The following is a 25,836-nucleotide window of genomic DNA, read 5'->3' on the forward strand; positions in this document are numbered from 1 at the left end:
GCGGCTGCTTCGGGGCAAACTCCTGCCGGTACCCCGTTCGCCATGTGGCGATGTTATATTTGTAAATTCTTACTTACATCTTCCCCTTGAGCCGCTCTTTCAACCAACAGCTCGATCAGCACGGCGCCTGGCGGAGCAACTTCGCCCGCCGCCTTCAGTGGCTGTCCCGTTGGCTGACCGACAACGAGCTGCTCGACCAGGCCGTGGCCGAACGGCTGCGCGCCCTCGAAGACCAGATCCGCACCAGCAAGGTCATGGTGGCCTTCGTGGCCGAGTTCTCGCGCGGCAAGTCGGAGCTGATCAACGCGATCTTCTTTGCCGGCTACGGCCGGCGGATCATGCCGGCCAGCGCCGGGCGCACCACGATGTGCCCGACCGAGCTGGGCTACGACGCCGCCCTGGCGCCCAAGCTGCGCCTGCTGCCCATCGAAACCCGCCTGGAGCCGCACTCGCTCGCCCACTGGCGCGAGCGGCCCACGCGCTGGACCGAGCTGCCCATCGAGGTGGGCGACGCCGAGCAACTGGCCCGCGCCATGGGCAAGGTGGCCGAAGTCCGCTGGGTGAGCAAGGACGAGGCCCGCGCGCTCGGTTTCTGGAACCCCGAGACGCCCGACGACAACCCCGTGCAGGACGCCGAAGGCCGCGTCGAAATTCCGCGCTGGCGCCATGCGGTGCTGAACATGCCGCACCCGCTGCTCGAGCAGGGGCTGGTGATCCTCGACACGCCCGGCCTGAACGCGATCGGTGCCGAGCCCGAACTCACCGTGAGCCTGATCCCGCAGGCGCATGCCGTGGTCTTCATCCTGGGCGCCGAAACCGGCGTGACCCGCTCCGACCTGTCGATCTGGCGCGAGCACCTGATCACCGGCGACGACAGCCACGACACGCGCTTCGTGGTGCTCAACAAGATCGACACGCTGTGGGACACGCTGAGCACCCCGGCGCAGATCGCGCAACAGATCGAACGCCAGCGCGAAGGCGCGGCCCGGCTGCTCGAGGTGCCGCTGGCGCAGGTGCTGCCGGTGTCGGCGCAGAAGGGGCTGCAGGCCAAGATCGGTCACGACGCGGCCCTGCTCGACGCCAGCCGGCTGCCGGCGCTCGAGGCGCTGCTCGGCGAAGGCGTGCTCGGCAAGCGAGAGACCATGCTGCGGCTCGCGGTCGACGCCGGCATGACCGCGCTGCGCACCGAGGCCGAGCGCCTACTGAAGGTGCGCCAGCGCGACCTGTCGGAGCAGGCGCTCGAGCTGCAGGGCCTGCGCGGCAAGAACGTGTCGGTGATCCGCCACATGCGTGCGCGCATCGACCAGGAACACGCTGAATTCGAGGGCAGCAACACCCGCATCCTGGCGCTGCGCTCGGTACAGGGCAAGCTGCTGCGCGAGGTGTACGCGGTGCTCGGGCGCACGGCGCTCAAGGCCGACATGGTCAAGCTGGCCGCGGCGCTCAAGCGCCCCGGCGTCAAGTTCAACGTGCGCAAGGTGTACGGCGAAACCTTCGATGCGCTGCGCAACAACCTGCGCGAAGTGCAGGCGACCACGGCCGAGATCCAGTCGATGCTGCACGCCACATTCCGCCAGCTCAACGCCGAGCAGGGCTTCACGCTGCAGGCGCCGGCCGAACCCGACCTGAGCGGCTTCGAGCAGGAGCTGGGCCAGATCGAGCGCAGCCACATCCACTACCTGGGCGTGGGCAACCTGATCAAGCTCGCGCAGGCCGACTTCTGCGACAAGCTGGTGCGTGCGCTGGCCAGCCGGCTGCGGCTCGTCAACGAAGCCGCCATGACCGAGGTCGAGCGCTGGAGCAAGGGCGCGAGCGCGCAGATCGATGCGCAACTCAAGGAACGCCGCCGCAATTTCAGCAAGCGCATCGAGGCGATCGAACGCATCCAGAACGCCGCGGGCAGCCTCGACGACCGGCTGGCCGAGATCGCCGCACAAGAAAGCCACCTGGCCGCGCTGCAGGAGCGGCTGCACGAGTTCACCTCGCTGATCGCGCAGCACGGCAGCCAGCCGGCTGCCGCGGCCGCCGCCATCGCGGGCGAGCAACTGCGTGCGGCCTGAGCGCAACGCCGCGCGGGCGGCCGTCTCCCCACCTCCGCCGCTGCCTCCCGATTTCGCCGCACAGATCGTGCGCTGGCAGCGCAGCCACGGACGCAGTGAACTGCCGTGGCAGAACACGCGCGATCCGTACCGCGTCTGGCTCTCGGAGGTGATGCTCCAGCAGACGCAGGTCACGACCGTGCTGGGCTACTTCGCACGCTTTCTCGAACGTTTTCCCGACGTGGCGGCGCTGGCCGCCGGCACCGAGGACGAGGTGTTCGGCCTGTGGAGCGGCCTGGGCTACTACAGCCGCGCGCGCAACATGCACCGCTGCGCGCAGGAGGTGGTTGCGCGCTTCGGCGGCGCCTTTCCGCACACCGCCGCCGAACTCGTGACCCTGCCCGGCATCGGTCGTTCGACGGCGGCCGCCATTGCGGCCTTCTGTTTCGGCGAGCGCGTGGCCATCCTCGACGGCAACGTGAAGCGCGTGCTGACGCGCGTGCTCGGCTTCGACGGCGACATGTCGTCGTCGGCGCAGGAGCGCGCGCTGTGGGACCTCGCCACGCAGCTGCTGCCGCCGGACGGCCAGCGCGAGGCGGTGGCGCACTACACGCAGGGCCTGATGGACCTGGGCGCCACGGTCTGCCTGCCGCGCAAGCCCAGCTGCATGATCTGCCCGGTGAACGCGAGCTGCGTGGGCCTGCGCCAGGGCGCGCCCGAGCGCTACCCGGTGAAGACGCGCAAGCTCAAGCGCAGCGCCCAGTCGCTGTGGGTGCTGCTGGCGCGCGACGCGCAAGGGCGCGTGTGGCTGGAGAAGCGGCCGGCCAAGGGCATCTGGGCGGGGCTGCATTGCCTGCCCGTGTTCGACAGCCATGAGGCGCTGCTCGCGGCTTTGCCATCGGGTGCCGCGCACGAGGTGCAAGACCTGCCGCCCTTCGTGCACGTGCTGACCCACAAGGACCTGCACCTGCACCCCGTGCTGCTCCAGGGCGTCCAGCCGCAAGGCGAGGGCGCGCGCTGGGTCGAGACGCAGGAGTGGAGCCGGCTGGGGCTGCCTGCCCCGATGCGCAAGCTGCTGGAAACCGCCGAGGCCTGAACGGCCCCCGGCGGTAGGCCGGCTTCGCCGCCGTCAGGCGTCGAGTTCGCGGTGGCGCTTGAGCGCGCCCCAGCGCGCACCGAAGGCGCGTGCCAGTTGCTCGACCAGGAACACCGACCGGTGCTGCCCGCCCGTGCAGCCGATGGCCACCGTCACGTAGCTGCGGTGGTCGCGCGCCAGCGCGTCGAGCCAGTGCGTCAGGAACTGCTCGATGTCGTCGAACATGCGCGCCACGTCGTCGTGCTCGCGCAGCCATTCGATCACCGGCTCGTCGCGCCCTGTCAGCGCGCGCAGCGCTGGCACGTAGTGCGGATTGGGCAGCATGCGCACGTCGAACACGTAGTCGGCATCGAGCGGCACGCCGCGCTTGAAGGCGAACGATTCGAACACCAGCGTCAGCGCGTTCTGCGGCGCCGAGATCAGCCCCTTGATGTAGCTCTGCAGCTGCGCGGGGCGGATGAGGCTGGTGTCGATCACGTCGGCGCCATCGCGCAGGTCGGCCAGCAGCTCGCGTTCGAGTTCGATGGCCTGCACCAGCACGCGGTGCTGCTCGGGCACGTCGGTGCGGCTTTCCTGGCGCGAGAGCGGGTGGCGCCGGCGTGTTTCCGAGTAGCGGCGCAACAGCGCATCGGTGGTCGCGTCGAGGAACAGCGAGCGCAGCGAGACGCCATCGGCGCGCAGTGCTTCGAGCTGCTGCGGCACGATCGGCAGCGACACGCCGCTGCGCACGTCCATCGCAATTGCCACGCGCGTGGCCTGCTGCTCGTGCTGCAGCGCGATGAAGGCCGTGAGCAGCTCAGGCGGCAGGTTGTCGACGCAGTAGTAGCCGGCGTCTTCCAGCGCGTGCAGCGCCACCGACTTGCCGGAGCCCGACATGCCGGTGATGAGGACGAGGTCGAGGTTCATGTTCATGGGGCGGTCGCCGGCGTCTTGTGGCCCAGCATTTCGCGCGCATGGGCCAGCGAGGTGGCCGACACCTTTTCGCCGCCCAGCATGCGGGCGATTTCGCGGGCGCGGTCGTCGGCGGCGAGGCGCGACACGCCGCTTTCGGTGCGCGGGCCGTCCGTGCCGGCCGCCGTCGTCTGGCGCTTGGCGACCACGAGGTGGTGGTCGGCGCAGGCCGCCACTTGGGGCAGGTGGGTCACGGCGAGCACTTGGCGGTCCCGGCCGAGCTGTTTCATGAGGCGGCCCACGGTCTCGGCGACGGCGCCGCCCACGCCTGCATCGACCTCGTCGAAGATCAGCGTCTGCGCGGCGCCCAGTTCGCTGGTCGTCACGGCGATGGCCAGCGCGATGCGCGAGAGCTCACCGCCCGAGGCCACCTTGCCGATGGCGCGCGGCGTGCTGCCGGCGTGGCCGGCCACCAGGAACGAAATTTCTTCGAGGCCGGCGCGACCGGGCTGTGCCAGCGGCTGCAGTTCGACGTCGAAGCGCCCGCCCTGCATGCCCAGGCCCTGCATCGCCTGCGTGACGGCCTGGGCCAGGCGCGGCGCGGCCTGCTTGCGGATTTTGCCGAGGGCCTTGGCTTCCTTCATGTAGGCCTGCTGGGTGTTCTGCTCGGCGCGTTCCAGGCCTTCGAGGTCGCTTTGCGCGTCGAGCGCCTGCAGCTCCGCCTGCCAGCCGGCCAGCAGCGCGGGCAGCTCGGCGGGCGTGCGCTTGTAGCGGCGCGCGAGCGACATCCACAGGCCCATGCGCTCGTCGAGTTCGGCGAGGGTCTTGGGATCGGTGTCGGTGTCGCGCAGGTAGCCGTGCAGCGAGTGGGCCGCGTCCGAGGCCTGCGCCACGCAGGACGCCAGCACCTCGCCCAGCGTGCGGAATTCGGGCTCGATGTGTTCGCAGTTCTGCAGCAGCGTCGCGGCGCGCGTGAGGGCGGCGAGGGCGCCGTTGTCGTCGTCTTCGAGCGCCTGGCTCGCGCCCTGGGCGGCGTCGATGAGCGCCTGCGCGTTCGAGATGCGCGAGTGGTGGGCCGAGAGTTCGTCCCACTCGTCGGCGCCTGGCGCCAGCTTGGCGACTTCGGAAATCTGCCATTGCAGCCGCTCACGCTCGCGTTGCAGCGAGTCTTGCGCCGAGCGTGCGTGCTCGAGCGCCGAGAGCGCCTGGCGCCAGCTCTGCCAGGCGGCGTCGAGCGCGTCGGTGCGCGCGCCGGCGTAGGCGTCGAGCAGGCCGCGCACGGCCTCGGGGCGGGTCAGGCTCTGCCAGGCGTGCTGGCCGTGGATGTCGAGCAGGCGGTCGCCGAGTTCGCGCAGTTGCGTGGCGGTGGCGGGGCTGCCGTTGATCCAGCCGCGGCTGCGTCCCTGCAGGTCGACCGTGCGGCGCAGCAGCAGGCCATCGCCCGCCTCGAAGCCGCCTTCGTCGAGCCAGCCGGCCAGGGCCGGGTCGGCGTCGAACTCGGCGCTCACGTCGAGCCGCTCGGCGCCTTCGCGCACGGCGCCAGCGTCGGCGCGGTTGCCCAGCGCCAGCTGCAGCGCGTCGATCAGGATGGACTTGCCGGCGCCGGTTTCCCCGGTCAGCACCGTGAAGCCGGCGGACAGGTCGAGTTCAAGGGACCGCACGATCACGAAGTCGCGCAGTGCGATGCGTCGCAAAGCCATCTCAGTTCGTCCTCAAGCTGGGGGCGTGGTCCTTCATTCAGGAGCCCCCTTCGTTCCAATGGAGTTTCTTGCGCAGCGTGTCGAAATAGCTCCAGCCGCGCGGGTGCAGGAAGCGCACCCGGAAGTCGGAGCGGCGCACCACCACGCGGTCGCCGATGGCGAGCGAGGCGAGCGACTGCATGTCGAAATTGGCGCTGGCGTCACGCCCGCTCACCAGCTCGATCACGATCTCGTCGGCGTCGGGCAGCAGCACGGGGCGGTTCGACAGCGTGTGCGGCGCGATCGGCACCATCACCCAGCCCGGCACCGCCGGATGCAGCAGCGGCCCGCCGGCCGACAGCGCGTAGGCCGTCGAGCCCGTGGGCGACGCGATGATCAGCCCGTCGGCGCGCTGGTTGGCCACGAAATGGCGGCCCACCGACACGCGCATCTCGACCATGCCCGAGGTGGCGCCGCGGTTGACCACCACGTCGTTCATCGCGAGCGCGTCGAACACCACGGACTCGTCGCGGAGCACCTGCGCGTGCATCAGGCTGCGGTGGTCTTCTTCGTATTCGCCGGCCAGCATCGGGATCAGCGTGGCCTGGTAGTTGTCCAGCGGGATGTCGGTGATGAAGCCCAGCCGGCCGCGGTTGATGCCGATGAGCGGGATGCCGTAGCACGCGAGCTGCCGGCCGATGCCGAGCATGGTGCCGTCACCGCCGACCACGAGGCCGAGGTCGCAGCGCTGGCCGATTTCCTCGACCGACAGCGCCTGGTAGCGCGGGTGCGGCGGGGCGTCGGTGTCCTCGCAGGACGAACGCTCCACGAACACCGTGCATCCCTGCGATTCGAGGAAGGCGCCAATGCCCTCCATCACGCCGTCGCGCGCATCGGCTTGCGCCCGGGCGCCGGAAGCCTGGTATTTGCCGATCAGGGCGACGTGACGAAAGCGTGAGGTCATAGCTCACAAATTACAACACTAAAATCTTGCAATGCTGGACGACCGTGCCAAGTTGCTGTTGAAGACGCTGGTCGAGCGTTACATCGCCGATGGGCAACCCGTCGGATCGCGCACGCTCTCGCGTTCGGCAGGGCTGGATCTCTCCCCCGCGACCATCCGCAACGTCATGTCCGACCTCGAGGCGCTGGGGCTCATTGCCAGCCCCCACACCTCGGCCGGACGCGTGCCGACCACGCGCGGCTACCGGCTCTTCGTCGACACCATGCTGACCGCGCAGCGCGAGCAGATGAGCACGCCTAGCCTGGCGGCCGACCAGCCGCAGAAGGTGATCGCCAACGCCGCGCACCTGCTGTCGAACCTGTCGCAGTTCGTGGGCGTCGTGATGGCGCCGCGGCGCGTCTCGGTGTTCAAGCAGATCGAATTCTTGCGCCTGTCGGAGCGGCGGCTGCTGGTGATCATCGTGTCGCCCGACGGCGACGTGCAGAACCGCGTGATCTTCCCGGAATCCGACTATTCGCAGTCGCAACTGGTGGAAGCCTCGAACTACATCAACGCGCACTTCGCGGGCCTGACGATCGAGCAGGTGCGCGACCGCCTGCAGTCCGAGGTCGAGAAGCTGCGCGGAGAAATCGCGGCGCTGATGCAGGCCGCGGTGCAGGTCAGCTCCGAAGTGCTCACCGATGCGCAGGCCGATGACGTCGTGATCTCCGGCGAGCGCAACCTGCTGTCGGTGACCGATTTCTCCAGCGACATGGGGCAGCTGCGGCGAGCCTTCGATCTTTTCGAGGAGAAGGCGCAGCTGATGCGGCTGCTCGACGTGTCGAGCAAGGCCGAGGGCGTGCGCATCTTCATCGGCGGCGAAAGCCAGGTCGTGCCCTTCGAAGAGCTGTCCATCGTCAGCGCCAACTACGAGGTCGATGGCCAGGTGGTCGGCACGCTGGGCGTGATCGGCCCGACCCGCATGCCGTACGACCGCATGATCCAGATCGTCGACATCACGTCGCGGCTGGTGAGCAACGCGCTGAGCCACCGCAAGTAAGCGGCCGCGCGCGGCGCATAGAATCGGGCCCGCGTGGGCCGTTAGCTCAGTTGGTTAGAGCAGCGGACTCATAATCCGTTGGTCGAGTGTTCAAGCCACTCACGGCCTACCACCACACATTCCCCCCCTCTGTAGACACCCCGACGAAGGCCGCATTGCGCGGCCTTTTTCCTTGCGGTTGCGAGGGCGCGAGCGAGGTCTGCGGCCGCCGCCGATTTCACCTACGGCAAACACAGGATTCCTTCAGGTTGCAATGCAACATCGAAGGCAGAATGCACCATTTGAGTGCAAATGTAACGAGCCGGGTGATCCCTGCGCGCGCCGCACTGCGATTCCCGATGGCCATGACCCCGCTTTTCAAGCTCCTGCTTCCGATGTCCCTGCTCGCGCTCGCTGCATGCGGCGCCAAGCAGGCTTCCACCACCGATGACGCGCCGCCCGAAGTCGGCGTGGTGGCGCTGCACGCCAGCGACGTGGCTGTGCACACCGAGCTCGCGGGCCGCACGGCCGCCTACCGCGTCTCCGAGGTGCGGCCGCAGGTCAACGGCATTGTGCGCAAGCGGCTGTTCGAAGAGGGCGGCATGGTCCGCGCGGGCCAGGTGCTGTACGAGATCGAGCCTGGCCCGTTCGAGGCCGCGCACGAGCAGGCGCAGGCCACGCTGGCCACGTCGCAGGCCACCATCGCCAGCCTGCGCGGCAAGGCCGATCGCTTCGGCGAACTGGTCAAGGCCAATGCCGTGAGCAGGCAGGAACACGAAGAGGCGCAGGCGGCGCTGGTGCAGGCGCAAGCCGGCGTGAAGGCCGCGCAGGCGGCCGTGAAGGCGGCGCGCATCAACCTCGACTTCACGCGCATCACCGCGCCCATCGCGGGACGCATCGGCCGCTCCGCCGTGACCGAAGGCGCGCTCGTGGCGCCGGGCCAGGCGATGGCGCTGGCCACGATCCAGCGGCTCGATCCGATCTACGTCGACGTCGTGCAGTCGAGCCTGGCGTTGACGAAGCTCAAGCGCCGCTTCATCTCGGGCGACATGGCGCCGGCCAGCACCCAGGTCCGCCTGCGCATGGAAGACGGCCTGCCTTACCCGCATGCCGGCACGCTGAAGTTCTCCGAAGTGGCCGTCGACGAGGCCACCGGCTCGGTCACGTTGCGCGCGGAATTCCCGAACCCGCAAGGGCTGCTGCTGCCGGGCATGTACGTGCGCGCGCAGGTCGAGTCTGGCGTGGAGCGCCAGGCCATCCTGGCGCCGCAGCGCGGCGTGGCCCGCAACGAGAAGGGCGAGCCGACCGCGCTGGTGGTGACGACCGACAACAAGGTCGAGCTGCGCGCGCTCGAAGTGCGCAGCACCGAGGGCGAGCACTGGGTCGTGACCCGGGGCCTGCGCGAGGGCGACCGCCTGGTGGTCGATGGCCTGCAGCGCGCACGCCCGGGCGAAAAAGTGAAGCCGGTGCCGGTGTCCACGGCGGGTGCATCGTCCGCCGCCGCGCCTTCCCCGGCCGATTGACGAAAAACCGCAACCTCCCGTGATCGCTCATTTCTTCATCCAGCGGCCCGTCTTCGCCTGGGTCATTGCCATCCTCATCATGCTGGCCGGCGGCGTGGCCATTCGCACGCTGCCGGTGTCGCAGTACCCGGACATCGCGCCGCCGACCGTGGTCGTGTCGGCCAACTACCCCGGCGCCTCGGCGCAGGCGGTGGAAAACAGCGTCACGCAGGTGCTCGAGCAGCAGCTCAAGGGCATCGACGGCCTGATGTACTTCAAGTCGACCAGCAGCGCCGCCGGCTGGGCCGAGATCAACGTCACCTTCCGCCAGGGCATCGACCCCGACACCGCGCAGGTGCAGGTGCAGAACAAGGTCAGCCAGGCCACCAGCCGGCTGCCGCAGGCGGTGCAGCAGCAGGGCGTGACGGTCGCCAAATCGCAGAACAACTTCCTGCTGATCGTGGCGCTCTACGACGAGACCGGCCAGCGCACCGACACCGACATCGCCGACTGGATGGCCAGCAACCTGCGCGACCCGATCAGCCGCGTCGACGGCGTGGGTTCGGTGCAGGCCTTCGGCGCGGCGTACGCCATGCGCATCTGGCTCGACCCGCACCGGCTGGCCAGCTACCAGCTGATGCCGTCCGACGTCACGGCCGCCATCACCGCGCAGAACACGCAGGTGTCGGTGGGCGAGATCGGCGCGCGGCCGTCGGCGCCGACGCAGCACCTGAACGCCACTGTCACCGCGATGTCGCGGCTGCAGACGTCCGACCAGTTCAAGGCCATCGTGCTCAAGACGCAGGCCGACGGCGCCGTGGTGCGGTTGGGCGACGTGGCGCGGGTGGAAATCGGCAGCGAGTCGTATGCCGAAACCACGCGCCTGAACGGCCACCCGGCCGCAGGCTCGGCCGTGATGCTGGCCCCCGGCGCCAACGCGCTCACCACCGCCCGCGCGGTGAAGGCGCGCATCGCCGAACTCGAACGCTCGCTGCCTGCCGGCTTGCGCGTGGCCTACGCGGAAGACACCACGCGCTTCGTCAAGATCTCGATCCAGTCGGTCATCCGCACGCTGCTGGAGGCCATCGCGCTGGTGGTGGTCGTGATGTTCCTCTTCCTGCAGAACTGGCGCGCCACGGTGATCCCCGCGATCACCGTGCCAGTGGTGCTGCTGGGCACCTTCGGCGTGCTGGCGGCCTTCGGCTATTCGATCAATGTGCTCACGCTGTTCGGCATGGTGCTGGCCATCGGCCTGCTGGTGGACGACGCGATCGTGGTGGTGGAGAACGTCGAGCGCGTCATGCACGAAGAGGGGCTCGATGCGAAGGCCGCCACGATCAAATCGATGAAGGAGATCACCGGCGCGCTGGTCGGCATCGCGGTGGTGGTGTCGGCGGTGTTCCTGCCCATGGCCTTCTTCGGCGGCTCGGTGGGCGTGATCTACCGGCAGTTCTCGGTGACCATCATCGCGTCGATGGTGCTGTCGGTGGTGGTGGCCATCGTGCTCATCCCGGCGCTGTGCGCGCGCTTCCTGAAGGCCGGCGTGCCGCCGCGCACGCGCGGCTTCCTGGGCGCCTTCAACCGCCGCTTCGACGCCGCGCAGGGTCGCTACGTGGGCGTGCTGGGCCGCATCCTGCGCAAGCCGCTGCGCTTCACGGCGGTGTATGTCGCCATCGTGGCCGGCATGGGCCTGCTGTACCTGAGCCTGCCCGGCGGCTTCCTGCCGGAAGAGGACCAGGGCAGCGTGATGGTGATCGCGACGCTGCCGGCCGGCGCCACCTCGGGCCGCACCGACGAAGTGAACCGCGCCATCGAAAAGCACTTTCTCGAGACCGAGAAGGACACGACCGACACCATCTTCACGCTCACCGGCTGGAGCTACAGCGGCTCCGGGCAGAACATGGGCATGGCGTTTGTCTCGCTGAAGGATTGGTCCGAACGCGCCAGTGCGGACAAGCGTGCGCACGCCATCGTCGAGCGTGTCGGCAAGGCGCTGGCCAAGCAGCAGCGCGACGCCGAGGTCTTCGGCATGGTGCCGCCGCCCATCGAAGGGCTGGGCGAATCGAACGGCTTCGAGTTCTGGTTGCAGGACACCTCGGGCATGGGCGCCGAGCGGCTGTTGCAGGCGCGCGAGAAGCTGGTGCGCGAGGCCAACAAGGACAAGCGCCTGCAGTCGGTGCGTGCCAACAGCGTGGCCGGCACGCCGCAGCTGCAGGTCGACATCGACCAGCTGAAGGCCTCGGCGCTGCGGCTGTCGCTGGACGACGTGAACACCACGCTGGGCATTGCCTGGGGCGGCAGCTACGTCAACGACTTCATCGACCGCGGCCGCGTGAAGCGCGTGTACGTGCAGGCCGATGCGCCGTATCGCTCGGCACCGGACGACATCGGCCAGTGGTTCGTGCGCGGCAGCACGGGCGCGATGACGCCGTTCTCGGCCTTTGCCACCACGCGCTGGTCGCAGGGCGCCTCGCAGCTGGAGCGCTACAACGGCCTGCCCGCGGTGCAGATCCAGGGCGCGGCCGCGCAAGGCACCAGCTCGGGCACGGCCATGGCGGCCATCGAGACCCTCGCGAAGAAGCAGAGCGGCACGGGCCAGGCCTGGAGCGGCCTGTCGTACCAGGAGCGGCTGTCGGGCGGGCAGGCGCCGCTGCTGTTCGCGCTGTCGATCCTCGTGGTCTTCCTGTGCCTGGCGGCGCTGTACGAGAGCTGGTCGGTGCCGGTGTCGGTGATGCTGGTGATTCCGCTGGGCGTGCTCGGCGCGGTGATCGCGGCGGCGCTGCGCGGGTTGTCGAACGACATCTACTTCCAGGTCGGCCTGCTCGCGACCATCGGCCTGTCGGCCAAGAACGCGATCCTGATCATCGAGTTCGCGGAGGCCGCGCTGCGCCGTGGCGTGCCGCTGCTCGAGGCGGTGGCCGAAGGCGCGCGCCTGCGGCTGCGGCCGATCCTGATGACCTCGCTGGCCTTCCTGGCGGGCGTGGTCCCGCTGGCGGTGGCCACCGGCGCGGGCTCGGGCAGCCAGGTCGCGATCGGCACCGGTGTGTTCGGCGGCGTGCTCGCGGCAACGGCACTGGGCATCTTCTTCGTGCCGCTGTTCTACCTGCTGGTGAAGCGCGTGGCCGCACGGCTGTTGGGGCGCAAGGCACAGGAGGGCGGCGAACAGGTGGCCTGAGGCCATCGCATCGCAAGGCCGTGAAGCTTTTTTGAAGGCCTCGCCGGAACAGCGCTTTCGGCGGGGTAGAATTCAAGGCTGCGCGGCTGTAGCTCAGTTGGATAGAGTACTTGGCTACGAACCAAGGGGTCGTGGGTTCAATTCCTGCCAGCCGCACCATCTCTCGAATAGCCTGGAAGAGTTTCTCTTCCAGGCTATTTTCGTTTAGGGCCCTCGCACAGAGGGTTTCGCTGCCCGCACTCGCTGCGCGGCAGGCGCCCACAAAAAAAGCCGCCCGAGGGCGGCTTTTTGACGTCGATACGGACAACTGCCAGGCCGGGCCTGTGCAGCGTCGCACCATGCGTCTTACTTCTTCTTGGCGACGGCCTTCTTGGCGGGAGCCTTGGCGACGACTGCCTTCGTGACAGCAGCCTTCTTGGGAGCGGCGGCCTTCTTGGCAGCAGGTGCAGCAGCGGCCTTTTCAGCCTTGCGCTTGGCGGCCTTGGGGTCGATGGCGGCCTTGAAGGCAGCGCCGGCGACGAACTTCGGCACCTTGGTGGCGGCGATCTTGATCTTGGTGCCGGCCTGGGGGTTGAAGCCCGAGCGTGCAGCGCGTGCGACTTGCTTGAAAGTACCGAAGCCGACCAGCTGGACCGAATCGCCCTTCTTCACGGCAGCGACGACGCTGCTGGTGATCGTTTCGAGGACGCGTGCGGCCTCGGCCTTGCTCAGGTTGTGGGTGGTGGCGATCTTCTCGACCAGTTCGATGCGGTTCATTCAGTATTCCTTGGATGGTATGGCGCCGTGTTGCCTACGGCGGCCCAGGCTTATTCCGGGCGGGGCGGAGTGTACCGGGTCGGAAGGGCCTCTTTGGAACGGCATGGGTCGGATGCGTTGCAACAAGCCCCATTGCGGGTGGCCGTCGTCCGTATTTTCAGCTTTCGATCACAAAGGTTGGGGCGGGCGAAAAAACACGCTATAATCGAAAGCTGTGCGGCTGTAGCTCAGTTGGATAGAGTACTTGGCTACGAACCAAGGGGTCGTGGGTTCAATTCCTGCCAGCCGCACCACTCTTCAAGGGTTAGCTCGTTTTTCGAGCTAACCCTTTTTCTTTGGCCGGTCATTGCACCGTGCCCGCATCAGGGACGCGGCGGTCGTGCGTCCTTCCAGAGGCCGGCCCGCTTGGCCTTCGCTTCTTCCTCCGCAAATTCGTACTGCCCGCGCTCCTGGGGCGACAGGCGCTGCGCCTGCGCGGGCTGCCAGCGTGCCAATCCGACGGTCAGCAGTGCCAAGCCTGCGTCGAGCGTCCTCGGGCCATTGGGGGCTGAATCCGGCGTCACCGTCACGCGGCAGACGCGTTCGCGAGCGTGGGATGTGGGATCGTCGCAGTCGACGTCTGCCGGTTTCAGGCGAACCATGTCGTGCATCTTCTGCTGAGCTTGCTCTGCGAAGGGCTGCCCGGACTTTGGCGCCTCGATGCCCTGCAGGCGCACGCGGCGCCACGCACTGGCGCTGGCTGCGTCGCCGCAGCGGGCGGTGAGGGTGTCGCCGCTGTGGATGCTCACGACGAAGCAGGTCTGCGTCCTGGCGTGGGTGTCGAAAGGAAGAAAGCCCAGTACGGCAGCAAGGGCCGTGAGAGCGTACAAATGAAGCCCCGCCGAGGCATGGCGACGGCAGGGGAAATGTCCGGTGGCGATCACGGGGGCTCCTGTCTCCTGGGCATGGCGGTTGCGGCAAACTCACCGGCTTGTAGGGCGCGGCAAGGGCGCCCAGTATTTCCGATTTGAAGGGCTCTGCATTGAACAAGGCATTCACCAAGGAGTCGGACGCCGATGCGGACGACGACGATGACGGCGCAGGTGGCGTCGCGCCCCCGCTGCCGGCCGGCAGCAAGAACTACATCACGCCCGAGGGCTACGCGCGGCTGCGCGACGAACTGCTGCAGCTGATGGACGAGGAGCGCCCCAAGGTCGTCGAGGCCGTGCACTGGGCCGCGAAGAACGGCGACCGTTCCGAGAACGGCGACTACCTCTACGGCAAGAAGCGCCTGCGCGAGATCGACCGGCGCATCCGTTTCCTCGGCAAGCGGCTCGAGATCGCGGAGATCACCGACCCGTCGGTGCACCATGGCCGCGACCAGGTCTTCTTTGGCGCCACCGTCCGCTATGTCGACGAGACCGGCGAGGAGCGCAGCGTCACCATCCTCGGCATCGACGAGGCCGAGAGCGCCAAGTCGGAGGTCAGCTGGATTTCCCCGATCGCGCGTGCGCTGCTCAAGGCGCGCGAAGGCGACGTGGTGAAGCTCGTGACGCCTGGCGGGGCGCACGAGGTGGAGATCCTGTCGGTGAGCTACCCGGCGCCGCGCACGCCGGCGAACTGACGAAGAAGGTCAGGGCGCCGGAATCGTCCGCGCCGCGGTCAGCACCGACGCGGTCCGGCGCGCGGCGCGCAGCACGGCGTCGAGGTGCGTGCGGTCGCGCACCGCGATCACGAAGCGCAGGTCGGTCGAGTCCTGCGGGGTCTCGTCGGCCATTTCCACGTGCGTGATGTCGGCCTCGGCATCGGCCAGGGTGGCCGCCACGCGGGCCAGCACGCCCTTGTCGTTGCGCACGGTGATGACCACGCCGGTCTCGAAGGCACGCGTGGGCTCATCGGCCCATTCGACCGCGAAGAAGCGCTCGCTGTCCTTGTTGCGCAGGCGCTGGCCCACGCCGCAATCGTCGGTGTGCACCACCAGCCCTTCGCCGTGCCCGAGGTAGCCGACGATCTGGTCACCGGGAATGGGCCGGCAGCACTGGGCGAAGCGCACGGAAGAGTTCTCGCTGCCATCGAGCGTGACGGCGCCTTGAGACACGGCCTCGTGTGAGGTGAAGCGCTCGCGGCTCAGGAGGAGGGCGTCGGGGCGCTCGCCGATCTCGGCCAGCAGCGCCATGAGCCGCTTGGCGACGATGCTCGCGATGCGCTTGCCCAGGCCGATGTCGGTCAGCAGTTCGGCGCGGGTGCGGTTGCCGGTGAAGCGCAGCAGCTTCTCCCACAGCGCCTGGTGTTCGTCGTCTTCCTCGGGCAGCTTGCCCAGGCCTTCGGCGCGCAGCGCCTGCGCCAGCAGCTTCTCGCCCAGACCCTCGGACTCGGCATGCGCCAGCGTCTTCAGGTAGTGGCGGATCTTGGAGCGTGCCCGGCCGGTGCGCACGAAGCCCAGCCACGCGGGGTTGGGCGTGGACACCGGCGCGGTGATCACTTCGACCACGTCGCCGTTCTTCAGCTCGGTGCGCAGCGGCACCTGGTCGCCGTTGATGCGCGCGGCCGAGGTGTGGTCGCCGATGTTGCTGTGGATGGCGTACGCGAAGTCGACCACCGTGGCGCCACGCGGCAGCGCCATGATCTGGCTCTTGGGCGTGAAGACGTAGACAGCGTCGGGGAACAGGTCGACCTTGACGTGGTCCCAGAACTCGGCGGCGTCGCGTGTCTCGTCCTGGATGTCGAGCAGCGACTGCAGCCACTTGGTGCCCAGCCGGTCGTTGCTCGCGGCATTCGGCTCGGCAGCCTTGTAGAGCCAGTGCGCGGCGACGCCCGATTCGGCCACGACGTGCATGGCCTCGGTGCGCAGCTGGAACTCCACGCTCACGCCGGCAGGGCCCACCAGCGTGGTGTGCAGCGACTGGTAGCCGTTGAGCTTGGCGATCGCGATGTGGTCCTTGAACTTGCCCGGCAGCGGCTTGTACATCTGGTGCAGGATGCCCAGGCCGGTGTAGCAGGCGATCACGTTCGGCACGATGAGCCGGAAGCCGTAGATGTCGGTGACCTGCGCGAAGCTCAGGTGTTTTTCTTCCATCTTGCGGTAGATGGAATAGAGCGTTTTCTCGCGGCCCGCGATGCGCAGCGTCATGCCGGCGGCGGAGAAGGCCGTCTCGACTTCTTTCTGCACCTTCTGGATCAGGTCGCGTCGTCGTCCGCGGGCCTTGGCGACAGCCTTGGCCAGCGTGGCGTAGCGCCAGGGCTTGAGGTGGCGGAACGACAGGTCCTGCAGTTCGCGGTAGGTCTGGTTCAGGCCCAGCCGGTGCGCGATGGGGGCGTAGATCTCGAGCGTTTCACGCGAGATGCGGGCCCACTTTTCGCGCGGCGCATCGGCCAGCGTGCGCATGTTGTGCGTGCGGTCGGCCAGCTTGACCAGGATGACGCGCACATCGCGCGCCATGGCCAGCAGCATCTTGCGAAAGGACTCGGCCTGGTTCTCTTCGCGCGTGTTGAACTGCAGCTTGTCGAGCTTGGTGAGCCCGTCGACCAGCTCGGCAACCGGGGCGCCGAAGCGCTCGATGAGTTCCGGCTTGGTGACCCCGCAGTCCTCGATGGCATCGTGCAGCAGCGCGGCCATGAGCGCCTGGGCGTCGAGCTTCCATTCGGCGCACTGCGCCGCCACGGCGATGGGGTGGGTGATGTACGGCTCGCCGCTGTTGCGCAGCTGCCCGAGGTGGGCTTCGTCGGCGAAGCGGTAGGCCCGGCGCACCAGCTCGGTGTCTTCGGGGCTCAGGTAGTCGAGGCGGGCCGTCAGCGCGGCAAAACTCGCGGCGGCCGCGTTCAGCGCCGCCGGACTCGGTTTCGGCGTGGGGGACGGAGGTTTGGCGACCGCGCTCATGGCTACCACTTTAGCGTGACCGCTCTGTGGACGCGTCCAGACGTAAAAAAAGCACCGCAATGCGGTGCCTTTTCGTTGCGGGGCTGCGTCAGATCAGCCTGGCACTTTCTTGAGCATCTCGATGCCGATCTTGCCTTCGGCGATTTCGCGCAGGGCCGTGACGGCGGGCTTGTTCTTGCTCTCGATCTTGGGCGCGTGGCCTTGGCTCAGCATGCGCGCACGGTACGTGGCGGCGAGAACGAGCTGGAAACGGTTCGGGATCTGAACGAGACAATCTTCGACGGTGATGCGGGCCATGATGAATTCTTTCGGTCGGTGAGCGGGGATTTCAAGGGATGTTCAGTGCGGCGAACGTATCGGCACGGGCTCTGCGCTGTGCGGAATACCGCAGCCGCTGCGCGTGGACGATCGCCTTGAGATCGAAAAGCGCGCGCTCAAATAACTCGTTGATTATAACGAAATCGAATTTTCCGGCCTGGGCCATCTCTTCGGCCGCGTTCTTCAGGCGCAGTTCGATCACCGCCGCGCTGTCTTCGCCGCGCCGCTCCAGCCGGGAGCGCAGCTCTTCCCAGCTGGGCGGGAGGATGAAGATCATGACCGCGTTGGCAAAGGTCTTGCGGATCTGCAGCGCGCCCTGGAAGTCGATTTCGAGGATCACGTCGGTGCCCAGGGCCACCCGCTCCTCGACCGCCTTCTTCGACGTGCCGTAGCGGTGGCCGTGCACATGGGCCCACTCGACGAAGCCGTCGGCCGCGATGAGGGCGTCGAACTCGCTCGGGGAGGCGAAAAAGTACTCCCGGCCGTGCTTTTCCTGCCCGCGCGGGGGGCGTGTGGTGTGGGAGACCGAGGGCTGAACGGCCGAGTCGAGCTCCATGAGCGCCTTGACCAGGCTCGATTTGCCAGCGCCGCTGGGCGCAGCGACCACGAAGATATTGCCGGGGTAGTCCATGGGGAGGCTCGTCGTCATTCGATGTTCTGCACCTGCTCGCGCATCTGCTCGATGAGGACCTTCATGTCCACGCCGATGCGCGTGAGTTCCAAGGCCGCCGACTTGGAGCCCAGGGTGTTGGCTTCGCGGTGCAGTTCCTGGATCAGGAAATCCAGCCGCTTGCCGATGTCGCCGCCCTTCTTGAGCAGCCGCTCGATCTCGTCGAGGTGCGAATTCAGCCGCGTGAGCTCTTCCGCCACGTCGATGCGGATCGCGAAGGCGGTCGCTTCGGTCAGGGCGCGGTCCTGGGCGGCTTCGGGCAGCGTGCCGCCCGTGCCGGCGGTCAGGCCCATGGCCTCCTGCCAGCGCTCCAGGAAGCGGTTGCGTTGCTGTTCGACCAGCTGTGGCACCAGCGGGCCGGCCTGCTGCACCAGGGTGCGCAGCTGGGCGAGATGGGCCTCGAGCATCTTGGCCAGCCGGGCGCCTTCGCGCTGGCGGGCGGACATCAGCGCCTCCAGCGCCTTGCCTGCCACGTCGAGCAGGTCGGGGCCCCAGTCGCCGCGCGTGGCGCCGTCGCCGCCGGCCAGCCGCAGCACGTCGGCCACGCTGAGCTCGCGGGCGCCGGGCAGCCAGGCACGGATGCCGTCCTGCACGCCGTTCAGCCGCTGAAGCAGCTTGACGGAGGGCTCGACCACGCCCGCCTGGGAGGTGTTCTCGATGGCCGCGCGCACCTCGACCTTGCCGCGCTTGAGCTTGGCCGTGAGCAGCTCGCGCAGCGCGGTCTCATGCTGGCGCAACTCCTCGGGGAGCTTGAAGGTGAGGTCGAGAAAGCGGCTGTTGACCGAGCGGATTTCGACCCCGAGCCGGCCCGCGGCGGAGGGCCGTGCATCGGCTTCGGAGTGGCTGCCTGCGGGGCCGTTCTGGCCGCTGGCATAGCCGGTCATGCTGTAAACTGGCATTGCGCCTCACTGTGGTTTTGCTTGCAAGCACCGAGGCGTCGGTACAGCGTTCGCTTGCCGCACCATCGCCTTCGGGCGAAACTCCCGGATTATGTCAAAGGTCAAGCCTACGCCCCTGTTGCCCGATACGGTCATTGGCGGATATCGCGTTGTTCGCCGGCTTTCCGCGGGCGGTTTCGGCGTGGTCTACCTCGCGATCGACCCGAACGGCCAGCAGGTCGCCGTCAAGGAATACCTGCCTTCGTCGCTCGCCACCCGGGGGCCCGGCGAGCTGGCGCCGCAGGTGCCGCCCGAGAAGCTGTCGCTGTACCGCCTGGGGCTCAAGAGCTTCTTCGAAGAAGGCCGCTCGCTCGCGCAGATCTCGCATGCGTCGGTGGTCAGCGTGCTCAATTTCTTCCGCGAAAACGAGACCGTCTACATGGTCATGAACTACCTGGAGGGCGCGACCCTGCAGGATTTCGTGGTCACGGCGCGCGATCTGAAGCGGCAGAAGGTGTTCCGCGAATCGACCATCCGTTCGCTGTTCGACGAAATCCTGCGCGGCCTGCGCATCGTCCACCAGTACAAGATGCTGCACCTGGACATCAAGCCCGCCAACATCTTCGTCACCGACGACGACCGCGCCGTGCTGATCGATTTTGGCGCCGCCCGCGAAGTGCTCAGCAAGGAGGGCATCTTCATCCGCCCCATGTACACCCCCGGCTTCGCCGCCCCCGAGATGTACCGGCGCGACTCGTCGATGGGCCCCTGGACCGACATCTATGCCATCGGCGCCTGCATCTACGCCTGCATGCAGGGCTATCCGCCCAACGACGCACCCCGGCGCATCGAGAAAGACCGCCTGAGCCTGTCGCTCTCGCGCTTGCGCGGCGTGTACTCCGACAACCTCATCGAGGTGGTCGAGTGGTGCATGTCGCTCGATCCGCTCTCGCGTCCGCAGTCGGTGTTTGCGCTGCAAAAGGAACTCAGCCGCGAAGGCGAGCGCCGCTACACCAAGCTCACGGTCGGCGAAAAGGTGCGCCTGTCGATCGACAACATCCGCTCCTTCGACAAGAAGAGCCTGCCGCGCGCCGCCGCGCCCACCACCCGACCGGCCTGAGCGACATGAAGTTCTCCGTGTTCCAGGTCAGCCGCAAGGGCGGCCGTCTCAAGAACGAAGACCGCATGGGCTACTGCTACACGCGGGAGTCGGGCCTGTTCGTGCTCGCCGACGGCATGGGCGGCCATCCTGAAGGCGAAGTGGCGGCCCAGCTGGCGCTGCAGACCATCGCCGCGCTCTACCAGCGCGAGGCCCGCCCCACCGTGAAGGACGTGAAGGCCTTCCTGGCCGAATCGGCCATGTCGGCGCACCAGCAGATCATGCGGTACGCCAGCCACAAGGCGATGCTCGACACGCCCCGCACCACCGTCGTCGCGGCCGTGCTGCAGAACGCCACCGCCACCTGGCTGCATTGCGGCGACTCGCGTCTGTACGTCGTGCGCGACGGCCGCCTGCTGACCCGCACGCGCGATCACTCGCATGCCGAGCGCCCCAAGCCCCACGGCGCCACCGACGCGCCCGTCAACCGCAACCTGCTGCTGACCTGCCTGGGCTCGCCCACCACGCCGCTGTTCGACGTGTCGGCGCCGCTGCCGCTGCAGCGCGGCGACCGCCTCATGCTGTGCTCCGACGGCGTCTGGGGCGTGCTCGACGACGCCGTGATCGTGCACACCCTGTCGTCCGGCAAGCCCGTGTCCGACGCCGCGCCCGACCTCGCCGAAATGGCGCTGCGCAAGGGCGGTGCCCACAGCGACAACGTGACGCTGATCGCGCTCGAATGGGAAATGCCCGAGACGCCCGGCGACGACCGCGGCGTGTCCACCGAAACCATCGACGACGGCGTGTTCGCCTCGACCATCCAGGCCGGCATGCCGTCCGACAGCGAGATCGACGACCTCGACGAAGACGCCATCGAGCGCTCCATCGCCGAGATCAACGAAGCCATCCGCCGCTCAGCCGCCCGCAAGACCTGATCTCCTGATCGGGTCTCGCGGTTTTTCTTTTTCTTTTTCGGTTTCCTCCAGACACATGACTGCTTTCACACGAAGCGGCGGCCGCGCCGCCGACCAGCTGCGCCCCGTGCGCATCACCCGCGGTTTCACCATCCACGCCGAGGGCTCCGTGCTCATCGAGTTCGGCCAGACCCGCGTGCTGTGCACCGCCTCGGTCGAAGAAAAAGTGCCGCCGCACAAGAAGGGCAGTGGCGAAGGTTGGGTGACGGCCGAATACGGCATGCTGCCGCGCGCCACCCACACCCGCAGCAGCCGCGAGGCCGCCAAGGGCAAGCAGACCGGCCGCACGCAGGAAATCCAGCGCCTCATCGGCCGCTCGATGCGCGCCGTGTTCGACCTCGCCGCCCTGGGCGAACGCACCATCCACCTCGACTGCGACGTGCTGCAGGCCGACGGCGGCACGCGCACCGCGGCCATCACCGGCGCCTTCGTGGCCGCACAGGACGCCGTCGACAAGCTGCTGGCCTCCGGCGCGCTCAAGACCTCGCCCATCAAGGGCCAGGTGGCCGCCATCTCGGTGGGCATCGTCGACGGCACGCCGCTGCTCGACCTCGAATACACCGAAGACTCGGCCTGCGACACCGACATGAACGTCGTCATGACCGGCGCCGGCCACTTCGTCGAAGTGCAGGGCACGGCCGAAGGCGTGGCCTTCACGCGCGAAGAAATGAACCTCCTGCTCGGCCTGGCCGAGAAGGGCATCGGCGAACTCGTGAGCCTGCAGCAGCAGGCCCTGCTTTCGAACTGAACGAACGACGACCCCAACCCACAGCCACTGGCGCCCATTCGCTGGGCATCACAGCCATCTTTGATTTTCCATGAAACTGGTTCTGGCTTCCAACAACGCGGGCAAGCTCGCCGAACTCCAGCAGCTGTTTGCCGAGCTGTCCGTCACCCTGGTGCCGCAGTCGGCACTGGGCGTGGGCGAGGCTGAAGAACCCTTCCGCACCTTCGTCGAGAACGCGCTCACCAAGGCGCGCCACGCCAGCGCCGCCACCGGCCTGCCGGCCATTGCCGACGACGCGGGCCTGTGCGTCGATGCCTTCGGCGGCCTGCCGGGCGTCGACACCGCCTATTACGCCACGCAGTTCGGCTACGCCAAGGGCGACGCGAACAACGTGAAGGCGCTGCTCGAACAGCTCGATGGCGTGGTCAACCGCCGCGCCGCGCTCGTCAGCACGCTGGTCGCGCTGCGTAGCCACGACGACCCCGAGCCGCTCATTGCCGTCGGCCGCGTGGTCGGCGAGATCGCGCCCGCGCCCATCGGCGACAACGGCTTCGGCTTCGACCCCGTCATGTACCTGCCGACTTTCGGCAAGACCTTCGCCCAGCTACCGCCCGACGTGAAGAACGCCAACAGCCACCGCGGCCGCGCCGCGCAGGCCATGCTCGCCCTGATGCGCGAGCGCTGGTTCTGACCCATGGCCACCGTCTTCCCGATCCAGCCCGCCCAAGCCGGCGGCGCCCCCCAGGCCAATGACGTGCTGCACTGGATGCGCCCCGGCCCGCTGCAACTCGCCGCGCTGCCGCCGCTGTCGCTGTACATCCACCTGCCGTGGTGCCTGCGCAAGTGCCCGTACTGCGACTTCAACTCGCACGAGTGGCGCGCCACGAGCGAGGCCGACATCGACGGCCTCCCCGAAGCCGCCTACATCGACGCGCTGATCGCCGACCTCGACGCCGCGTTGCCGTTGATCTGGAGCCGCACCGTCCACACCATCTTCATCGGCGGCGGCACGCCCAGCCTGTTCTCGCCGCAAGCCATCGACCGGTTGCTGGGCGACGTGCGCGCGCGCCTGAAGCTCGCGCCCGAGTGCGAGATCACGCTCGAGGCCAACCCCGGCACCTTCGAGCGCAACCGCTTCCGCGCCTACCGCGCGGCCGGCGTCACGCGCCTGTCGGTGGGCGTGCAGAGCTTCAACGACGAACACCTGACGGCGCTGGGCCGCGTGCACGATCGTGCCCAGGCCATCGCCGCGGTGGAAGAGGCCGCGAGCGCCTTCGATACCTTCAATTTGGACCTGATGTACGCCCTGCCGGGCCAGACCATGGAAGGCCTCGACGCCGACCTGACCCAGGCTTTGGCGCTTGCGCCGCCGCACATTTCGATCTACCACCTCACCATCGAGCCCAACACCTGGTTCGCCAAGTTCCCGCCCACGCTGCCCGAGGACGACATCGCCTACGCGATGCTCGACCGCATCACCGAGCGCACGGGCGCGAACGGCATGTCGCGCTACGAGGTTTCGGCCTATGCGCGCGACGGGCACCAGTGCGCGCACAACCTCAACTACTGGCAGTTCGGCGACTACCTCGGCATCGGCGCCGGCGCGCACAGCAAGCTGAGCTTCGCGCACCGCATCGTGCGGCAGGTGCGTTATCGCGAACCGCGCCTGTACATGGAGAACGCGCGCGCCGGCATGGCCGTGTCGCAGAGCGACGAAGTGGCGCTGGCCGACCTGCCGTTCGAGTTCATGCTCAACGCGCTGCGGCTGAAGCAGGGCTTCACGCTGCCCCAGTTCAGCGAACGCACGGGCCTGGCGATGACGTCGATCCAGCGCGGCCTGGAAGAGGCCGAGCGCAAGGGGCTCGTCGCGCGCGACCTGTTCCGCGTGTGGCCCACCGAGCGAGGGCTCGACTTCCTGAGCGACCTGCAGACGCTGTTCCTGCCCGATGACGAGTAAGGCCGCGCTGTCGGCTTAAAATCGACGGTTCCGGAGAGTTGGGTGAGTGGTTTAAACCAGCAGTCTTGAAAACTGCCGACGTGAAAGCGTCCGTGAGTTCGAATCTCACACTCTCCGCATTTTGAGCGTTCCGTAACGGTCCGCTTAGTCCCAAAAATCCCCGTCTTCCCTCTGAGAAGCCCGAAAAATAGTTCCGGGAGGTTTTGCTTCGTCTCGCACAATCTTCTTGTTTTTAGCGGCAAGGATGGTGAAAAGGCTGATATGCCAAAAAAAGCGGCAGAACTCGGCGCCCTTCAGGTCAGCCGACTGAGCGAGCTAGGCGCGCATGCTGTCGGCGGCGTCGCCGGCCTCAAACTGAAGATCAACGACGCCGGGGCTCGGTCATGGGTGCTGCGCGTAACCGTGGCCGGCAAGATCCGTGACATGAGGCTCGGAGGCTTTCCCGATGTGACCCTCACGCGGGCACGGGAGCGGGCCAGGGCTGTGCGCGAAAAGATCTAGCAGGGGAAGACCCTATCCAGGCCCGACAGACGGCCCGTAGCGCCGTCGCGGCAGCCACAGCCAAGGCTCGGACCTTCGAGTAGTGCGCCGACGCCTACCTTAAGGCCAAATCCAGCGATTGGCAGAACGCCAAGGATCGCGCCCAATGGAGCAGCACGCTCGACCTGTACGCCAAGCCGACGATCGGCAAGATGCTGGTGCAGGACATGCAGCTCTTGCAGGCCCTACCCCGCGTCGACGACTCGGAACTCGTTTTTCCGGGCTGCAAGCCACTCCGGCCACTCAGCGATATGTCTCTGAGTGCTTGCATGTGTCTCATGGGCTACAAGGACCCGAAGGGCAAGGGCTGCGTACCCCACGGCTGCCGCAGCACGTTCCGGGACTGGGCATTGGAGAAGACCACTTTCTCCGGCGACATGGCCGAGATGGCGCTCGCGCACACCATCGATTCAGCTGTGGAGGCCGCCTATCGTCGGGGCGACATGCTGGCCAAGCGCCTGAAGATGATGCAGTCGTGGGCTGATTTCTGCGATGCTGTCTCGCCAACTAAATGAGAGGAGAGGTTGATGGACGACGAGAGAAGCGGAGAGCCGAGTAAAGACTGGCTAGTCTTGATGATGATTGCGGTCATCGCCGCATGGGCGCTAAGTGCAGTGCTGATATGGCCATTTTTTTCCACTGGTGCGGATCGCGGAACCTTTGGGGATATGTTCGGCGCAGTGAACGCGCTGTTTAGCGGATTCGCATTTGTAGGGCTCATTTACACGATCCTGCTTCAAAAACGCGAACTGTCATTGCAGCGAAAAGAACTGGAACTCACTCGCGGTGAGATGTCCGGTCAGCGAGCACAAATGGAGTCGCAGGCCTCAACGCTCAAATTGCAGCAGTTCGAAAGCACGTTCTTTCAACTGCTGCGCGTTCATGGAGACATCGTTAATGCGATCGATCTCCAAGGAGCGAAAGGCGTGACTAGGGGGCGCGACTGCTTCAAAACATTCTGCCGGCGGCTTGAGGGCGAGATACTCAATTTGCGAGCTGGAGCTAGCACAGAGGCTGAGCACATCCGCGTGTCGTATAAGGCGTTCTATGCGAATCATGAAAGTGAAATTGGGCACTATTTTCGCCACCTCTATCACATCATTAAGTTCGTCGACTTAAGTGCTGTTGATGACAAGCGACGCTACACGTCATTTGTCCGCGCCCAGCTTTCCTCTTATGAGCTTCAGTTGTTGTTCTACAACTGCGTGAGCGAATACGGCAACCTGTATTTCAAGCCATTAGTTGAAAAATATGGGCTGCTAAAACATCTTTCTGAAAACGCTGTAAAGCCTCACAGGCGAAACTACTACCGGCCTGAGGCATTCCAATCGGCAGAGCTTAAAGTCTCCTAGCCCACTTGCCCATGTGCGCCAGCCAAATCCCGAGCAACGCGAGCGCGCCGAGCAAGATCCACCCACTGACGGTTTCAGGAATCATCATCCTCAACCACAGGGGAAGTCCCGCCAGGAAGTCTGGCGGAGTGATGCCAGCGCGAGCCGAAATGCGCTCGACTCTCGCTCCGAGCCGCTCAAGACGTAGGCCTAAGACTGCGAGCACACCTGCCAGGGAGAACAATGCTCGGCCTATCCAATTGAATAGGGCAGGGTAGGACAGCAGCAGACCAAAGAACCATTCGCGCATCACGTCTCCCACATTGATGTTCAAGCATCGGTGCAAGTGCTTCGAGGCGCCAGCTA

23 protein-coding genes and 4 tRNA genes are annotated in these 25,836 nt (G+C 67.1%); 18 read left to right on the forward strand and 9 right to left on the reverse strand.

Annotation, left to right across the window (positions count from 1 at the left end):
- Positions 1-86 precede the first annotated feature (86 nt).
- Together AC1RLW_RS11565 and mutY are read left to right on the forward strand one after the other, a co-directional pair.
- On the forward strand, positions 87-2,060 hold the full coding sequence (locus AC1RLW_RS11565) for a dynamin family protein (protein ID WP_493193135.1): 1,974 nt from the start codon (positions 87-89) through the stop codon (positions 2,058-2,060).
- Positions 2,061-2,100: 40 nt separating this feature from the next.
- Complete coding sequence (gene mutY / locus AC1RLW_RS11570) at positions 2,101-3,135, forward strand: A/G-specific adenine glycosylase (protein WP_493193949.1); 1,035 nt, start codon at positions 2,101-2,103, stop codon at positions 3,133-3,135.
- 33 nt (positions 3,136-3,168) lie between these two features.
- Here the strand turns inward: mutY and rapZ are convergent, their stop codons facing one another.
- From rapZ to AC1RLW_RS11585, 3 genes are read right to left on the reverse strand one after another with little or no spacing between them, the layout of a single operon-like run.
- Positions 3,169-4,041 (reverse strand): RNase adapter RapZ, encoded by an 873-nt coding sequence (rapZ, locus tag AC1RLW_RS11575; protein WP_062476353.1) that lies wholly within the window; start codon positions 4,039-4,041, stop codon positions 3,169-3,171.
- 2 nt (positions 4,042-4,043) lie between these two features.
- Positions 4,044-5,726, reverse strand: coding sequence for a DNA repair protein RecN (gene recN, locus AC1RLW_RS11580; protein WP_139702595.1), 1,683 nt, complete (start codon positions 5,724-5,726; stop codon positions 4,044-4,046).
- A gap of 37 nt (positions 5,727-5,763) precedes the next feature.
- Complete coding sequence (locus tag AC1RLW_RS11585; protein WP_493193136.1) at positions 5,764-6,669, reverse strand: NAD kinase; 906 nt, start codon at positions 6,667-6,669, stop codon at positions 5,764-5,766.
- A gap of 31 nt (positions 6,670-6,700) precedes the next feature.
- Between AC1RLW_RS11585 and hrcA the strand changes: the two genes are divergently transcribed.
- From hrcA to AC1RLW_RS11610, 5 genes are all read left to right on the forward strand, one after another.
- A complete protein-coding gene (gene hrcA, locus AC1RLW_RS11590; RefSeq protein WP_062476292.1) occupies positions 6,701-7,708 on the forward strand; it encodes a heat-inducible transcriptional repressor HrcA in 1,008 nt (335 codons plus the stop codon).
- A gap of 35 nt (positions 7,709-7,743) precedes the next feature.
- Positions 7,744-7,820 (forward strand) — tRNA-Ile (locus AC1RLW_RS11595).
- 232 nt (positions 7,821-8,052) lie between these two features.
- Positions 8,053-9,210, forward strand: a complete 1,158-nt coding sequence (locus AC1RLW_RS11600) for an efflux RND transporter periplasmic adaptor subunit (protein ID WP_493193137.1) — start codon at positions 8,053-8,055, stop codon at positions 9,208-9,210.
- A gap of 19 nt (positions 9,211-9,229) precedes the next feature.
- Positions 9,230-12,364: an efflux RND transporter permease subunit gene (locus tag AC1RLW_RS11605; RefSeq protein ID WP_493193138.1), complete on the forward strand. Its 3,135-nt coding sequence runs from the start codon at positions 9,230-9,232 to the stop codon at positions 12,362-12,364.
- 82 nt (positions 12,365-12,446) lie between these two features.
- Positions 12,447-12,523 (forward strand) — tRNA-Arg (locus tag AC1RLW_RS11610).
- A gap of 186 nt (positions 12,524-12,709) precedes the next feature.
- Here AC1RLW_RS11610 and AC1RLW_RS11615 read toward each other — a convergent pair.
- Positions 12,710-13,120, reverse strand: a complete 411-nt coding sequence (locus AC1RLW_RS11615; protein WP_070062003.1) for an HU family DNA-binding protein — start codon at positions 13,118-13,120, stop codon at positions 12,710-12,712.
- Between the two features lie 216 nt (positions 13,121-13,336).
- On the opposite strand from AC1RLW_RS11615, the gene AC1RLW_RS11620 reads away from it, so the two are divergent.
- A tRNA-Arg gene (locus tag AC1RLW_RS11620) sits at positions 13,337-13,413 on the forward strand.
- A 69-nt stretch (positions 13,414-13,482) separates the two neighbouring features.
- Here the strand turns inward: AC1RLW_RS11620 and AC1RLW_RS11625 are convergent.
- The gene (locus AC1RLW_RS11625; RefSeq protein ID WP_493193139.1) at positions 13,483-14,043 is read right to left on the reverse strand and encodes a thermonuclease family protein; all 561 of its coding nucleotides are present in this window, start codon (positions 14,041-14,043) and stop codon (positions 13,483-13,485) included.
- A gap of 98 nt (positions 14,044-14,141) precedes the next feature.
- On the opposite strand from AC1RLW_RS11625, the gene greB reads away from it, so the two are divergent.
- Positions 14,142-14,723: a transcription elongation factor GreB gene (gene greB / locus AC1RLW_RS11630; RefSeq protein WP_492697487.1), complete on the forward strand. Its 582-nt coding sequence runs from the start codon at positions 14,142-14,144 to the stop codon at positions 14,721-14,723.
- Positions 14,724-14,732: 9 nt separating this feature from the next.
- On the opposite strand, the gene AC1RLW_RS11635 is transcribed toward greB, so the two are convergent.
- The 4 genes from AC1RLW_RS11635 to AC1RLW_RS11650 all read right to left on the reverse strand — a co-directional run bounded on the left by AC1RLW_RS11635 (position 14,733) and on the right by AC1RLW_RS11650 (position 18,863).
- On the reverse strand, positions 14,733-16,976 hold the full coding sequence (locus AC1RLW_RS11635; RefSeq protein WP_095746649.1) for a RelA/SpoT family protein: 2,244 nt from the start codon (positions 16,974-16,976) through the stop codon (positions 14,733-14,735).
- A gap of 93 nt (positions 16,977-17,069) precedes the next feature.
- Entirely contained in the window at positions 17,070-17,273 is a 204-nt protein-coding gene (gene rpoZ / locus AC1RLW_RS11640) for a DNA-directed RNA polymerase subunit omega (RefSeq protein ID WP_013543330.1), read from the reverse strand.
- A 31-nt stretch (positions 17,274-17,304) separates the two neighbouring features.
- Positions 17,305-17,925, reverse strand: coding sequence for a guanylate kinase (gene gmk, locus AC1RLW_RS11645; RefSeq protein WP_062476362.1), 621 nt, complete (start codon positions 17,923-17,925; stop codon positions 17,305-17,307).
- A gap of 14 nt (positions 17,926-17,939) precedes the next feature.
- Positions 17,940-18,863: a YicC/YloC family endoribonuclease gene (locus AC1RLW_RS11650; protein WP_056573333.1), complete on the reverse strand. Its 924-nt coding sequence runs from the start codon at positions 18,861-18,863 to the stop codon at positions 17,940-17,942.
- 91 nt (positions 18,864-18,954) lie between these two features.
- Here AC1RLW_RS11650 and AC1RLW_RS11655 point away from each other — a divergent pair, with 91 nt between their 5' ends.
- The 9 genes from AC1RLW_RS11655 to AC1RLW_RS11695 all read left to right on the forward strand — a co-directional run bounded on the left by AC1RLW_RS11655 (position 18,955) and on the right by AC1RLW_RS11695 (position 25,491).
- A complete protein-coding gene (locus AC1RLW_RS11655) occupies positions 18,955-19,962 on the forward strand; it encodes a serine/threonine protein kinase (RefSeq protein ID WP_056573330.1) in 1,008 nt (335 codons plus the stop codon).
- 5 nt (positions 19,963-19,967) lie between these two features.
- The gene (locus AC1RLW_RS11660; RefSeq protein WP_062476311.1) at positions 19,968-20,876 is read left to right on the forward strand and encodes a PP2C family protein-serine/threonine phosphatase; all 909 of its coding nucleotides are present in this window, start codon (positions 19,968-19,970) and stop codon (positions 20,874-20,876) included.
- 55 nt (positions 20,877-20,931) lie between these two features.
- Positions 20,932-21,663, forward strand: a complete 732-nt coding sequence (rph, locus tag AC1RLW_RS11665; RefSeq protein WP_095948810.1) for a ribonuclease PH — start codon at positions 20,932-20,934, stop codon at positions 21,661-21,663.
- Between the two features lie 70 nt (positions 21,664-21,733).
- On the forward strand, positions 21,734-22,333 hold the full coding sequence (locus tag AC1RLW_RS11670; RefSeq protein ID WP_062476318.1) for a non-canonical purine NTP pyrophosphatase: 600 nt from the start codon (positions 21,734-21,736) through the stop codon (positions 22,331-22,333).
- A gap of 3 nt (positions 22,334-22,336) precedes the next feature.
- On the forward strand, positions 22,337-23,599 hold the full coding sequence (gene hemW, locus AC1RLW_RS11675) for a radical SAM family heme chaperone HemW (protein WP_493193140.1): 1,263 nt from the start codon (positions 22,337-22,339) through the stop codon (positions 23,597-23,599).
- A 32-nt stretch (positions 23,600-23,631) separates the two neighbouring features.
- A tRNA-Ser gene (locus AC1RLW_RS11680) sits at positions 23,632-23,716 on the forward strand.
- Positions 23,717-23,860: 144 nt separating this feature from the next.
- Positions 23,861-24,100, forward strand: coding sequence for an Arm DNA-binding domain-containing protein (locus AC1RLW_RS11685; RefSeq protein ID WP_493193141.1), 240 nt, complete (start codon positions 23,861-23,863; stop codon positions 24,098-24,100).
- Positions 24,101-24,291: 191 nt separating this feature from the next.
- Complete coding sequence (locus tag AC1RLW_RS11690; protein WP_493193142.1) at positions 24,292-24,654, forward strand: tyrosine-type recombinase/integrase; 363 nt, start codon at positions 24,292-24,294, stop codon at positions 24,652-24,654.
- 12 nt (positions 24,655-24,666) lie between these two features.
- Positions 24,667-25,491, forward strand: coding sequence for a putative phage abortive infection protein (locus AC1RLW_RS11695; protein WP_493193143.1), 825 nt, complete (start codon positions 24,667-24,669; stop codon positions 25,489-25,491).
- The last annotated feature ends 345 nt before the right edge of the window (positions 25,492-25,836 follow it).

The organism is Variovorax sp. GW822-FHT04A09 (assembly GCF_058801005.1).